General features: G+C 36.6%; 12 protein-coding genes and 2 tRNA genes. 6 read left to right on the top strand and 8 right to left on the bottom strand.

The features are described from left to right. The first annotated feature begins 26 nt into the window (after positions 1–26). Positions 27–362, top strand: a complete 336-nt coding sequence (locus NBT05_RS16840) for a cupin domain-containing protein (protein WP_265771071.1) — start codon at positions 27–29, stop codon at positions 360–362. A 192-nt stretch (positions 363–554) separates the two neighbouring features. On the opposite strand, the gene NBT05_RS16835 is transcribed toward NBT05_RS16840, so the two are convergent. Both NBT05_RS16835 and NBT05_RS16830 read right to left on the bottom strand, forming a co-directional pair. Continuing rightward, the gene (locus tag NBT05_RS16835; protein WP_265771070.1) at positions 555–2063 is read right to left on the bottom strand and encodes a transporter; all 1509 of its coding nucleotides are present in this window, start codon (positions 2061–2063) and stop codon (positions 555–557) included. 72 nt (positions 2064–2135) lie between these two features. After that, positions 2136–3272, bottom strand: a complete 1137-nt coding sequence (locus tag NBT05_RS16830; RefSeq protein ID WP_265771069.1) for a hypothetical protein — start codon at positions 3270–3272, stop codon at positions 2136–2138. A 100-nt stretch (positions 3273–3372) separates the two neighbouring features. Here NBT05_RS16830 and proS point away from each other — a divergent pair, with 100 nt between their 5' ends. The 4 genes from proS (at position 3373) to rpsT (ending at position 5463) form a co-directional block, all read left to right on the top strand. Then, the gene (gene proS / locus NBT05_RS16825) at positions 3373–4851 is read left to right on the top strand and encodes a proline--tRNA ligase (protein ID WP_265771068.1); all 1479 of its coding nucleotides are present in this window, start codon (positions 3373–3375) and stop codon (positions 4849–4851) included. Between the two features lie 132 nt (positions 4852–4983). Continuing rightward, positions 4984–5055 (top strand) — tRNA-Glu (locus NBT05_RS16820). A gap of 51 nt (positions 5056–5106) precedes the next feature. Then, positions 5107–5178 (top strand) — tRNA-Glu (locus tag NBT05_RS16815). Between the two features lie 36 nt (positions 5179–5214). After that, a complete protein-coding gene (gene rpsT / locus NBT05_RS16810) occupies positions 5215–5463 on the top strand; it encodes a 30S ribosomal protein S20 (RefSeq protein WP_265771067.1) in 249 nt (82 codons plus the stop codon). An 87-nt stretch (positions 5464–5550) separates the two neighbouring features. On the opposite strand, the gene NBT05_RS16805 is transcribed toward rpsT, so the two are convergent. The 3 genes from NBT05_RS16805 to NBT05_RS16795 form a co-directional block, all read right to left on the bottom strand. After that, a complete protein-coding gene (locus NBT05_RS16805; RefSeq protein WP_265771066.1) occupies positions 5551–6792 on the bottom strand; it encodes a glycosyltransferase in 1242 nt (413 codons plus the stop codon). Positions 6793–6886: 94 nt separating this feature from the next. Then, positions 6887–7663: a zinc ribbon domain-containing protein gene (locus NBT05_RS16800; RefSeq protein WP_265771065.1), complete on the bottom strand. Its 777-nt coding sequence runs from the start codon at positions 7661–7663 to the stop codon at positions 6887–6889. A gap of 2 nt (positions 7664–7665) precedes the next feature. Then, positions 7666–8760, bottom strand: a complete 1095-nt coding sequence (locus tag NBT05_RS16795; RefSeq protein ID WP_265771063.1) for a Nif3-like dinuclear metal center hexameric protein — start codon at positions 8758–8760, stop codon at positions 7666–7668. Between the two features lie 90 nt (positions 8761–8850). On the opposite strand from NBT05_RS16795, the gene lpxK reads away from it, so the two are divergent. Next, on the top strand, positions 8851–9861 hold the full coding sequence (gene lpxK / locus NBT05_RS16790) for a tetraacyldisaccharide 4'-kinase (protein ID WP_265771062.1): 1011 nt from the start codon (positions 8851–8853) through the stop codon (positions 9859–9861). A gap of 27 nt (positions 9862–9888) precedes the next feature. On the opposite strand, the gene NBT05_RS16785 is transcribed toward lpxK, so the two are convergent. From NBT05_RS16785 to lipA, 3 genes are all read right to left on the bottom strand, one after another. Further along, positions 9889–12024, bottom strand: a complete 2136-nt coding sequence (locus tag NBT05_RS16785) for a response regulator (RefSeq protein WP_265771061.1) — start codon at positions 12022–12024, stop codon at positions 9889–9891. Between the two features lie 114 nt (positions 12025–12138). Continuing rightward, positions 12139–13143, bottom strand: a complete 1005-nt coding sequence (gene gap / locus NBT05_RS16780) for a type I glyceraldehyde-3-phosphate dehydrogenase (protein ID WP_265771059.1) — start codon at positions 13141–13143, stop codon at positions 12139–12141. Positions 13144–13164: 21 nt separating this feature from the next. After that, positions 13165–14037, bottom strand: a complete 873-nt coding sequence (lipA, locus tag NBT05_RS16775) for a lipoyl synthase (protein ID WP_265771058.1) — start codon at positions 14035–14037, stop codon at positions 13165–13167. Between the last annotated feature and the right edge of the window lie 221 nt (positions 14038–14258).

The following is a 14258-nucleotide window of genomic DNA, read 5'->3' as shown; positions in this document are numbered from 1 at the left end:
AACAACTATCAATCTAAAAAAACAAAATGATCATTTCTAAAAATACCAGCGAAACCTACGAATGGGGATCAACCTGTCAGGGATGGCATTTAGTAAACAATAAAAAGCTTAGTATAATTCAGGAGATAATGCCTCCGGGAACTAGTGAAGTAATACACAAACATACAGAAAGTCAACAATTTTTCTTTGTTCTAAAAGGAAAAGCAATATTTATCATCGAAAATAAAAGATTTGAAGTAAGCATTAATGAAGGTATATACATCAGACCCAATTATTTTCACCAGATTAAAAACGAAACAAAAGAACCTTTAGAATTCCTGGTTATTTCACAACCACACGCGCATGGTGATAGAATTATATAAGGTTTTAGTTTAAAATTGCGTAGATAATTCTAATTTATATAAACTAATCCCGTTCTTAGGCGCTTTCTTCAGGGAAGATAGCTAAAAGTTCTTTCCTTTGGAAAGGATTTAAGATAGGATATATAGTTGTAAATAAAATAGTTAGGTTGATTTTGATATACTAATACTATTATAAACTAGAGCCCTTTATAATTATAAATGAAGCCCTAGCGTAAAAATCCAGGACGTATTATAATTTTCTATGATAGCCGAATTGTTAAAGCCGGAGTTAGGAAAAAATTGTTCTCTTCTATCCTGGAAAAAAGTATCATAAGCCATATCAAAGCGCCACTTTCCGTAAGAATAACCTAGTCCCATGGCTAAACCCGTAGTATTTCCAATGATCACCGCATCCTGATATGGGCTTTCACTAAAGCTATAACCAGCACGATAACTCCAATTTCCTAATCGGTACTCCCCACCAATTTTAAATGTACTTACCTCTTTAAATTCACGTTCGATCTGAGTATTTAGATCAGAAAAATCAACTCCTTCATCTGAAGAAAATTCCAGGGTGCTAAAATCCCTATAGGAGTAATCCAGACTAATCAAACCGGACTGTCCAAATAGAAAAGCGAGACTACCTGTAATCTTTCCGGGAGTTGTTATTTGATATTCCGGAAAGGTGTTAATTACATCCGGTGCTACCCGTATGTCGCCTACATCATCACTAAAGGCATCAATGGATTGCACCAATTCTTCCTGAATAAACAGGATAGTGGGCGTATCAAAGCTTAGTCCCAACCGAATATTTCCGGATTTATAAATTCCACCGATTTGTGCCGAAACCCCAGAACCTGTAGTGCTAATATTGTTTCTAAAATCAATATCTCTAATAGGTACTCCCGGATTAGTATTGGTTTCTAAAAACGAAGTGGATCGATTATATTCAATAAAATGAGAATTTAAATTAACTCCCAGGTATAAAGAATTATAAAACTCTCCGCTAATATTGAAAGACATAATACCATTTATACCAGAACTGTTAAATAGATAATCCTGGTCAAAATTTCCGGAACCGGTATTAGATACATAAGAAGTGTTATTTGGGTCATCCGGATCAACCGCATCAATAAGTAAGGCTTCGTAACCTAACAGCGCTTGCTGAAAACCAAAACCCTGTCGTTCTCCCGCTTCAGCATACGCCCGATCAAAACTTTGTCCGTTTTGTAAATCGAGTTGACTCAAAGTAATTCCCTCTGCTTCATTCAGAAAATACTGATTGATTGAGGTATTAGACCTTCCCAAAATATTATAGTTATTTCGATTATCAGCAGTCTGATGGTAGGATAGGGCAGTAGCAATCTTATTTAACCCTTTTCTTTCTCCGTCTCTACGATATACCAATACAGCACCAAACTGATTTAAATTCCAATCTACAGCTTCATTCACTGTTAGGTCATTGCTGTACAATATATCATTTTGTTTATTTACAGATCCCAGGGTAAAAGATCCGAAACTATTTGTAAAAACTGCGGCACCTGCCGGATTATTATGGATAGCAGATAAATCACCTCCCAAAGCCCCAAAAGCTCCTGCCATACCTCTATAACGAGCAGTTCCTAAAATCTCCGTATTTCCATATCGAAAAGCATCTGACAAATCCTGAGCATAGAATAGCTGTATAAAACATATACTTAGAATTAAAAGTATATTTTTCATGTAGTAAAAAGTTTTTATAAAAGAAATTAATTCTCTGAGCTTAAGAAAGAAAAACGATAATTATCTTACCGATTAACGTCTGCCACCCCCACGACTACTGCGAGATGAAGATCGACTACCACCAGAGTAGGATCGGCTACCACTCGACCTGCTTCCTCCCGAGTAAGACCTACTACCGCTGGATCTACTTCCTCGAGAATAAGATCGATTCCCGCTACTTCTGCTAGGTGAGTAGCTACGACTACGGCTTGTACTATTACTTTTAGAATACCCCTGCGAACTTCTGCTTCGGCTACTATTCGAATAATTTCTGTTTGTACTACCTGCTGAACGTGTTTGAACACCCGAGTTTGAAGAACTACGGTAGCTTCTGTTTCCGGAACCGTCTGCTGACACCCTGTTACGGCTATAAGTATTGCTAGAAGAACCTCTGGATCTGCTTGAAGTATAGCTTCGTGATCCTCTGGAGTTTACATTATAGCGTCCGTTATTAACACCTCTGGTTCTGGAACTAGTAGCATATCCGGTTCTGTATCCAACACCACCCCGACGATTGGTGGTATACGCCCGGTTATATCGGTTGTGATATGCCTGATAATAAGGTGGACACCAGAAACCTCCGTTCCAGGCATAACCGCCACCACCGTAGAAACCATTCCAGCCCCAACCACGGTTCCAACCCCAACCACGATTCCATCCGAAATTACCGTAAAAGCCATTCCAACCAAAACCGTTGTTCCAGTAAGGATCATAAAATCCACCCCAACCAAAACCGCCGCCCCAGCCAAAACCACCTCCTATAAAAGGCTGGTTCCATCCGGTATTGTAAACGTTTACTGAAATATCATCGTACTGACTTCCCCAGGAAGGACGTCCGTTACTATAATTTAATTCGTTTAGTGCAGCATTATCCTCATAGGCGTTACTGGAATATTGATCAACATCCGTAAATATTTCATCATCCTGAGAAAGGGCATTATCAATAATAGCAGACTTGTTAGCAAAATAGTCCGTATAATAATTTCCATCTTCTGTTTGAGCAGGAGCAGGAGTTCTTTGGTCAATCGTTTGTACATTACGTGAATCACCATAAATACCATCTTCATATGATACATATTCATAACCGCCACAAGAGGTCAACAATAAAATACATACTATCATTAAAACTCCAAAATTGTGTTGCTTCCCAAAATAATTTTTAACCCTCATATCTCCTTATTTTATTGTTGAACTATACAAATTTAACTAGTTTTGCCCAAATTAAATTTCACTTTAACATAGTCACAAGATTTGTGCCAAATAAGCAGATATGGGTAAAAACCTAACTAAGCGGGAAGAAGATTATTCAAAATGGTATAATGAACTGGTAGTCAAGGCGGATTTAGCAGAGAATTCGGCGGTTCGAGGATGTATGGTGATCAAACCTTATGGATATGCCATCTGGGAGAAAATGCAGGCCGAACTGGATAAAAAATTTAAGAAAACCGGTCATCAAAATGCTTATTTTCCTTTGTTTGTTCCGAAAAGTTTATTTGAAGCTGAAGAAAAAAACGCAGAAGGTTTTGCTAAAGAATGTGCGGTGGTTACGCATTACCGTTTAAAAACCGATCCGGAAGATGCTTCAAAGCTAGTTGTAGACCCTAATGCAAAACTGGAAGAGGAATTGATTGTAAGACCTACCTCAGAAGCTATTATCTGGAATACCTATAAAGGTTGGATTCAATCCTACCGGGATCTTCCTTTATTAATTAACCAATGGGCCAATGTGGTACGCTGGGAAATGCGCACCCGCCTATTTTTAAGGACTGCCGAATTTTTATGGCAGGAAGGTCATACTGCACATGCTACCAAACAGGAAGCTATAGAAGAAACCACGCAGATGAATAATATCTATGCGGATTTTGTTGAGAATTTTATGGCCATTCCGGTTATTAAAGGTCGCAAAACAGAAAGTGAACGTTTTGCCGGTGCCGAAGATACGTACTGTATTGAAGCTTTAATGCAGGATGGAAAAGCGTTACAAGCCGGAACCTCTCACTTTTTAGGACAGAACTTTGCCAAAGCCTTTGATGTAAAGTTTACGTCAAAAGAAGGAAAACAAGAATACGTATGGGCTACGTCCTGGGGGGTTTCTACTCGTCTAATGGGCGCGCTTATTATGACCCATAGCGATGATCAGGGATTGGTTTTACCACCTAACCTGGCACCCATACAGGTTGTGATAGTTCCTATTTATAAAGGGGAAGAACAACTAAAGGAAATTTCTAAAGTTGCTCAAAGCATTGTAGATGAATTAACAGATCATCATATTTCTGTAAAATTTGACGATCGAGATACCTTTAGGCCCGGAGCCAAATTTGCTCAATATGAATTGCAGGGAGTACCTATCCGGATTGCCATAGGACCAAAAGATCTGGAAAAAGGAACCGTTGAGCTAGCTAGAAGAGATACCTTGACCAAACAATACGAAAAACAGGAAACCCTGGTGTCAACGATTACAAAGTTGTTAAAAACCATGCAGGAAGAAATGTTTAAAAAAGCATTACAGTTTCGGGATGACCATATTACTGCAGTAAGTTCTTACGAAGAGTTTAAAGAAGTCCTGGAAACCAAAGGAGGTTTTATAGCTGCCCATTGGGACGGGACTATAGCTACCGAACAGCGTATTAAAGAAGAAACTAAAGCTACGATACGATGTATCCCTTTTGATCAGGTAACAGAAGAAGGTACGTGTATAGTAACCGGACAGGCCTCACAAGGCAGGGTACTATTTGCAAAAGCCTATTAAACGAGTTAAAATTTAAATTTGTACGTAAAAAAATAAAAAAGACTTGTTGCATTCAAAAATAGTTGTATTTTTGCACCCGCCTGAGCAACATTTTTTAATGCTTGTTTAGCGTATATTAGTAAGATAATATATGGCCCGTTCGTCTATCGGCTAGGACGCCAGGTTTTCATCCTGGTAAGAGGGGTTCGATTCCCCTACGGGCTACTTTTTACTTTTGAGTTTAAGGTGTTGATCACCTGAATGAAGAAGAAAAAAGGCCCGTTCGTCTATCGGCTAGGACGCCAGGTTTTCATCCTGGTAAGAGGGGTTCGATTCCCCTACGGGCTACGAGAAATGTAGAAGATAATATTTAATAAAACAAAAATGGCAAACCATAAGTCATCATTAAAAAGAATTAGAAGCAACGAAACCAAAAGGCTTCGTAATAAATATCAGCATAAGACTACCCGTAATGCAATTAAAAAGCTAAAGGAAGCAGATAAAAAAGATGCTGAGACTTTATTCCCTTCCGTGGTGTCTATGATTGATAAACTTGCAAAAAATAACGTGATCCACGACAATAAAGCGGCAAATCTAAAGTCTAAATTAGCAAAGCACGTAGCTGCGCTATAAATAAAGATATTTTTTATTTAGAAAGACTGTTTACTCTGGTAAACGGTCTTTTCTTTTATAACCACTTCTTCAAAAGAATTATAATATTTAGTTATTCTTATTCTTTTCTTCAATCCATCTTGACATAAACATGGTACTTCGTAAAGTATGATAGTGAAGCATCGCACCTGTAAAATTTTGATTGCGATGTGCTTTTAAGTTGGTTACTACTTTATGTAACCTATCTTTTAAAATTGTAAAATAAGGTGCTTTATTAAATTGCGTTCGTATGGTTTCCAATCCGTTCTGCTGGCATTGTAACCAGAGTTGCTTGTTTTGATACACCTTTATGGCAGCTTTGGCAAAATTCTCAGGGGTATCGGTAATAAAACCGTTCCAGTCCCCATCCTCAGAGAGCATTCCTTCAGCACCGATACTGGTGGTGATACTTGGAGTGCCATTACGCATTGCATCCAGGAGTTTTCCTTTGATACCTGCCCCAAAACGAAGTGGCGCCAGGCAAACTTTTGCCTTAGTAAAAACTTCATCTTTATTTACAACCCAGCCTTGAATATAAAAACCTTCTTTTGGATTGTGCAACTGATTTACTTTTTCCGGCAAATAAGCTCCGTACACGTTGCAAGCTGCCTTAGGGAGTTGTTTCCTAACCAAAGGCCAGATTTTTTCTTTGAGATACAGAACACTATCTGAATTAGGGGTATGCCTGCCGTTACCTATAGTCATAAAACCGGTTCGATCCTCAAAAGTTTTCCAGTGATCTTTTAGATGATCCAATGAATGTTCTACGAACAGGGGGAGGTAAATTAATTGTTGAGGCGGTATTCGAAAGGTATTGTCTAGAACTTCAATTTCTTTTAAAGAAATGATAAGAGAAAGGTCGCATCGATAGATACTGGCGATTTCCCTTTTGGTAATTTCCTGTTCAAGTAACAAGGAAGTAGTGTAGGGTAGGTTCTTTTTAACTGCAAATTCCCGTGTGTTCCGGAGGCAGTGAAGGTCTTCTGTGTTTAAAATACTTATTGCCTGCGGACAGAATTCTTTAACCCGCCACCCAAATTGTTCTTCGATAACAAAACGGTCATAGATGACAATATGTGGTTGCAAATTTTGAATTTGTTGATCAAACTGATCATTGTTTAAATGAACCGGTACGAATTGAATATCCTGGTCTTTAAAATCGGTTGAATACTTAGAGGTTTGAGCCGGACTACCAAAATAAATAATATACTGAAGCTCTTTAAAAATGCTAATTAACTGTAACATTCTTATACCGGCGGCAGTGGTAGTAGGTTCCGGCCATACCTGACCTATAACTAATATTTTTCTCAAGGTTCTGTTATAAAAAAGTATTGGAACAAAATAAAAATAAAATAGGCCATCTAAAAAAGACAGCCTATTAAATGTATGGTAAGAAACCTTGCTTTTAAAGCTTGGAAAATAAGGTTGCCATTTTTTCACGTTCTTCTTTTGCTAGCACCTCATCTACTAATATCCGTCCGCTATGTTCATCGGTAATTATTTTTTTTCGGGAAGCAATTTCCATTTGTACCTGCGGAGGAATAGTAAAAAATGATCCACCGGACGCACCTCTTTCGATAGGTACTACTGCCAAACCATTTTTTACATTAGTTCGGATTCTGGTATAAGCAGCCACCAGGCGTTCTTCAATTTGCTTTTTAAAATCTTCTGATTTTTCAATTAATGCCTGCTCTTCTTTTTCAGTTTCAGAAAGAATGTCATTCAATTCATCTTTCTTATGTTTTAAATGCGCTTTTCTTTGATCAATCTTTTCTTTAGTTTGATCAATGATTTCATTTTTTTGAGCAATCTGAGCTTTAAATTCCTTAATATTTTTCTCAGCAAGTTCGACTTCTAAACCTTGAAATTCAATTTCTTTGCTTAAAGAGTTGTACTCTCTGTTATTACGAACATTTTTCTGCTGTTCTTCATATTTTTTCATTAAAGATTTTGACTCTTCAATCTGATTCTTTTTCTCTTTAATGTTTTCATCAATACTTTCAAGATCCGTATGTAACTTTTCCAACCTCTTATTTAAACCAGCTACCTCATCTTCAAGATCTTCTACCTCCAGAGGTAGTTCTCCACGTACATTTCTGATCTCGTCGACTCTTGAATCAATTAGTTGCAAATCAAACAGTGCTCTTAACTTTTGCTCGACTGTAACTTCTTTCTTTGCCATAATTATAAATATTGAATTGGATTGGTATTTATTTCGGATAAAATGATGGCAAAATTACTGATTTTTTTTTGAAGATTGCTAACAATTAGGTTTTTTGTATACTGTTCGCTTTCATAATGCCCAATATCCAGGATGACTATTTTATTTTCGGCTTCGTAAAATTGATGGTATTTGATATCCGCGGTAATAAATACATTCGCCTGTTGTTGCTTTGCGTTCTTAATGGCAAAACTACCGCTTCCACCTAAAACCGCTACCTTCTGAACCGGTTTATTAAGTAGTGCAGAATACCGAATACCTTGTGCGTCAAATTGTTTTTTTACGAATTGTAAAAAATCTGCTTCGGACATGGGTTCCTCCAGGTCACCAATCATCCCCATCCCTATTTGTTGATTATTATTTTTAAGGGCTATGATCTCGTAAGCAATTTCTTCAAAGGGATGATGTTGCCATAAAGTATTGACCATAGTTTCTTTTAAGTAAGAAGGAAAGATACATTGTAGTTGAACTTCTTCAAGGGTTTCTATCTTATTTATCTTTCCTATTGCTGGGTTAGCATCTTCTTTAGGTGTAAAAGTTCCGGTACCAGTCACAGTAAAGCTACAATCCTGGTAGTTGCCGATATTGCCGGCACCTGCACTAAATAAGGCTTGTTTTAGTTCGGTTTCATTCTGTTTTGGAACGTTTACGGATAATTTATATATCGTATTTGCTTTAGGTATTAAAATTTGAGGTTTTGCAATTCCCAGGCGCTTGCAAATTTCAAAATTAACCCCCTGATGATGGTTATCCATTGCCGTATGTATACTAACGATAGCAATTTGATTTTGAATGGCTTTGATCACCACCCGCTCCACGTAGGTTTTCCCGGTGATTTTCTTCAAACCGGAAAAAATAATCGGATGAAAACTGACAATAAGGTTACATTTTTTTTGGATAGCTTCATCGACTACACTTTCTAAAGTATCTAATGTTACCAGAATTCCGGTGATGGGCTGTAACGGATTGCCTACAAGCAATCCAACATTATCAAAATCTTCGGCGTAAGCTAACGGAGCAATTTCCTGCAATTTTTGAACAACTTCCTGAACGGTCATAAATTAAAATAAGTTTTAGGGTGAATGTAAGTAAAGTTTAAGATTTATCCATGACTGCTTAGTACATTTGTACATCGAGGTTATCCATTTATGCTAAAGTTAATAAGAATCATATTATTTCCAATTATTCCTGTGTATTATACAATCACCTGGGTACGAAACTTTTTATATGATAAAGGGATTTTGAAACAAACCAGTTTTAACCTTCCGGTAATTGCCGTAGGAAATTTAAGTACAGGAGGTACCGGAAAATCTCCGATGGTAGAATATTTAATTGACCTTTTAAGAAAAACTAACAAAATTGCTGTTTTAAGTAGGGGATACGGTCGAAAAACTAAAGGATTTTATCAGGTAGAGGTAGAAAGCAATGCACATGAAGTCGGAGACGAGCCTTTGCAAATAAAGAAGAAATTTCCTTATGTAAAAGTTGCCGTGGCCGAAAATAGGGTTCAGGGTATTCAAAAGTTATTAGAAGAAGAACCATGGGATGCCATTTTGCTTGACGATGCTTTCCAACATAGGAAAGTAAAAGCTTCTGGGTATATATTATTGACTACCTACGATCAATTATATGTTGATGATATGGTTTTACCTACCGGAAATTTAAGAGAACCCAAATCCGGAGCAAAACGTGGGGATATTATTGTAGTAACTAAATGTCCTAAAAACCTGACTCAAAAAGATGCTGTTTTAATTACAGATAAATTAAAACTTGCCTCTGGTCAACATTTATTTTTCTCAACAATTATATATGATCGACAAGTTAAAAATAAAAACAGCCAAATACCTTTAAGCAATTTAAAACGAAATTCATTTCTTTTAGTAACCGGTATTGCCAATCCGGATACCCTAATATCTTATCTAAATGAACAACAATTACAATTTACTCATTTAAACTTTCCGGATCATTATCATTTTAATGACAAAGACATAGCTAAGTTTAATACATATGATAAGGTGTTGTGTACGGAAAAGGATTACGTTCGGTTGTCAGGTCATTTACCAGAAGAAAAACTCTGGTACCAACCTATTAAAACTACCTTCTTGTTTGATCAGGAAGATAAATTTGACTCAGAGATACTTAAGAGGGTAGAAGGATAAGTATTTTATGTTGCTTCAATTCTATAATTAAGAAGCCGTTTTTTTTGTAGTAAAAGCTTTATGTAATTTGGTAAAAAATTCCTCGGTTTTATAGGGTTTTGGGATGATGTCGTTAAATCCGTTGTCGTAGAACTCATCCAGGTTATCGTCCAGCGTTACCGCAGTTAAAGCTACGATGGGTATGCTTGTATTAAATTCCCGTATCTGCTTGGTTGCTTCAATCCCGCTAATACCTGGCATATGAATGTCCATCAGGATTAGGTCAAAATCAAATTCTTTTACCTTATTAATCGCTATGGAACCATTATCCGCAACATCACAGATCATTTTATTCTTTTCCAGAATTTTACGGGTAATTAACTGGTTTATCTTGTTGTCTTCTACGATCAATACGTTCTTACCAACAAAAGCCGAATAATCTATTTTTTTCGCTTCCTCCTGGTAGTTCGCAGATTCATCCTCATAAATTTCAAATTTTATTTCAAAATAAAATTTAGAACCCTTGTTAAGTTCGCTTTCCAGGTGAATCTCACTATTCATCAAAGCCAATAAATTTTTGACAATAGAAAGCCCTAGACCGGTTCCCCCAAATTTTCGATTGATTTGTACGGAACCCTGGGTGAAATTTTCAAAAATACTCTGCTGTTTCTTTTCAGAAATGCCAACTCCGTTATCTTTTATTTCAAACCTTAGATATACCGTTTTATCTAAACGACGTATTTGATTTACTGCAATCCAGATATTACCGTTGTTTGTAAACTTAATAGAGTTTCCAATCAGGTTAATTAAAATTTGGGATATTTTTAATGGGTCACCTTTTAACTTTTGGGGAATTTCGTTATCAAAATCAAAAATAATTTTATTGTTACGGTCCTTTGCAGATTTGTTAAGTGCAATTAATACGTCATTGATACGCTTTTTTAAGTTAAATGAGGTATGCTCTAATTCTACTTTATTAGCTTCCAGTTTATTAAGGTCTAAGATGTTATTAATAAGCGAAAGTAAGTATTCCCCGGAAAATTTTAAGGAGTTAAGATGTTCTTTTTGGTTAGGAGTAGGACTTTCTTCCAGTAGCAAATGCGTTAACCCGGTAACTGCATAAAGAGGGGTACGTAATTCATGGGTAATGGTGGATAAAAACTGAACTTTTGCTTCACTAGCACGTTCTGCATTTTCTTTAGCTATAATTAGTTCTGTATTTTTTTCCTGTAACAATTCGTTTGCCCTGGCCCTGAGATTGTTATTTTTATAGAGGGATAGGGTTAATAGCGATAGAATTGTAATCAAAGCAATACTAAGGATAGTAGTTAATCTTCCTAATTTAAGCGAAGCTTGTTGTTGGCTATTTTCTTCAGTCAATTCTTCGATAATAATAGTGCTTTCATCCAGGTTAAGTTTTGAACGAGTTTCTTCGGCAATAATCGCTTTTGATATGACAAATAAGGAATCCTTTATTTTTTGGTATGCCTTTAAGTTTTCTAAAGCCAAACCTGCTTCCTCTTTCATTTCATAAATAATACTACATAATTTAAAACTTTCTGATTTTATTTCTTCAAAGGCATAGGTTGATGCTATGGCCATAGCGGAATCATTACTAATAAGAGCAACATCTAATTCTTTTAATTCAAGTTCTGCCTTTGTTTTGTTTAAATAAAGCTGTGCTTTTTCGTAAGGATATTTTGAAGTATTGATTACCGGAAGAAGAGCGGTAAATTCCTGAAGCGCTTCTTTAAAATGATTTTGTTTTAAATCCAATAAGCCATATTGCGATCTGATTAACATTTTTAATTTTTCGTCAGCTTGCTTTTCTAAAATTTCTGTTGCTTTCTCCAGGTAGCCTGAGGCCAAATCAAATTCTGATAATTCTGTTAAAATAGTGGCATATGTATAATAGGTATCAGCAAGATCATCACTGTCTTTTTCTTCTTTCTGTATATCCAGTGCTTTTTTAATTTGAAATTCGGCATTTTTATAATCTCCTAACTGAAAATATAATTTGGCCAGAATACTATTGGTTTTTGCACGATAGGTTTTATTATTACTTTTAAGGGATAATTCTTTAGAAATAGTAATATTATGTAAAGCTTCTTCCAGATGGATCATATTCATCGCCTCAGAAGCTTTTAATAAATGAAACTCTATTGAGTCCTTTACGGAAGCCAAGGTGTCAGTTTCCTTTTGCTGAGCAAAAAATAAAAAATGGGAAAAGTAAAATACTACTAATATCCTTTTTAAAAACTTGTTTGGCATGTTCACTAAATAACAACTCTAAGATAGTTATTTCTTACAAATCATAAGGATTAAATCAATTAATCTATGACTATACCCGGTTTCATTGTCATACCAACCGATGATTTTTACCATATTTCCTATAGAAGAAGTCATTAAAGAATCAAAAATACAGGAATGGGTATTTCCCCTTATATCTATGGATACAATAGGGTCTTCGGTATAACTCAGGATGTTTTTAAGTTGGTGTTGTGATGCCTGAAGAAAAGCATTGTTAATCGTTTCAATCGTAGCTGGGTTTTTTACGTTAAAAGTAATATCGGTCAACGAACCGTTAGGAACCGGTACCCGAATTCCACAACCCCCGATTACCTCTTTAAATTCAGGAAAAATTTTAGTCAATGCTTTGGCAGCTCCGGTGGTGGTAGGGATAATGGACTGTCCGGCAGCTCTTGCCCGGCGTAAATCCCTGTGAGGTTGGTCATGCAAACTCTGATCGGTAGTATAACTATGAATCGTAGTAATATAAGCTTGTTCAATACCACATAGGTCGTTGATCACCTGGATCATGGGGGCGGCATTATTAGTGGTACAAGAGGCATTAGATATAATACGGTCAGTAGGAGCGATAATAGCTTCATTTACTCCAAGAACCACGGTTTTTATACTATCGTCCGGTGGAGGGGCAGAAAGGATTACTTTTTGAACCCCGGTTTTTAAATGACCTTCCAGCTCTGCAAGGTTTTTAAATTTTCCGGTAGATTCGACAACTACTTGTACGTTATATTTGTCCCAAGGACAATCCGAAGGTTGTTTGACCGCCAATACCGGAATATATTGATCATTTACAATAATATGTTGATCGTCAAAGGATACATTTTTAGATGAAACCCCGTGAATACTATCATATTTTAAGAGATGTGCAAGTGTTTTAGCATCCGCCAGGTCATTAATTACCACCAGGTTTAATAAAGGATGATCCAGTAAAATTCTGCATAGATTTCGACCAATACGACCAAATCCATTAATGGCAACATTAATTTTTGAAGACATATGTGTTGTAGAAAGAAGTAATTAGGTTAAATGCTTCTGTGCTTTATAAGAGGATCGAACCAGGGCACTACTTTCTACATGTCTGAATCCCATTTGTAAGCCCACCTCTTCATACTTTTTAAATTGATCCGGTGTGATAAATTCTTTTACCGGAAGGTGTTTTTTACTAGGTTGTAAATACTGCCCGATCGTTACTACATCCAGGTCAATTTTCCGAAGGTCTTCCAGCGTCTGAAAGACTTCTTCTTCTTTTTCACCTAGACCAAGCATAATACCACTTTTAGTACGGTTAATACCGTTCTTTTTTAAATAGTTGAGTACTTCCAGGCTCTGTTCGTATTTCGCTTGAATCCGTACTTCACGGGTTAGTCGTTTTACGGTTTCCATATTATGAGAAACCACTTCGGGATTTGCGGCGATAATTCGATCAATATTTTTTGTTTTCCCCTGAAAATCCGGAATTAAGGTTTCTAAGGTAGTAGTAGGGTTCATTCTACGGATGGCCTTTATCGTTTCTGACCAGATAATAGAACCACCATCCGCCAGGTCATCCCGGTCTACCGAGGTAATCACCGCATGTTTGATTTTCATCAATTTGATGGAACGCGCTACTTTTTCCGGTTCCTGCCAATCGATAGTCTCCGGCCTTCCGGTTTTTACTCCACAAAATCCACAGGAACGGGTACAAATATTTCCTAAAATCATAAAAGTTGCAGTACCTTCACTCCAGCACTCTCCCATATTAGGGCAACTTCCCGAAGTACAGATCGTGTGTAAATCATACTTATCTACTAATCCGCGAAGTTCCGTATATTTCTTACCCGTAGGTAATTTTACCCGTAACCATTTCGGTTTTGGATTCGTTTTAACTTTGGTTTCAACCGTTACATCCATTCGTCTGCAATTTTATACAAAAATACAAAGAAAGCAACGATTTATAAGAGGGTAGGTTCAATATTGTAAATCATTGATGTTCGGTAAAGATCCAAGACCCGCCTGCGGACGGGCAGGTCGCTGTCGCTTCTGGAATTAAGACTCAAGACTAATTATTATAATATTGAAAATCAATATTATGAAATAATCTATATCAAAAAAATAAATTACTTCTAAAAAGG

Origin of the sequence: Aquimarina sp. ERC-38 (assembly GCF_026222555.1) — a bacterium.
Lineage (GTDB): Bacteria > Bacteroidota > Bacteroidia > Flavobacteriales > Flavobacteriaceae > Aquimarina.
Note: the sequence above shows the minus strand (reverse complement) of the source record. Positions and strands in the feature narration are given on the sequence as shown.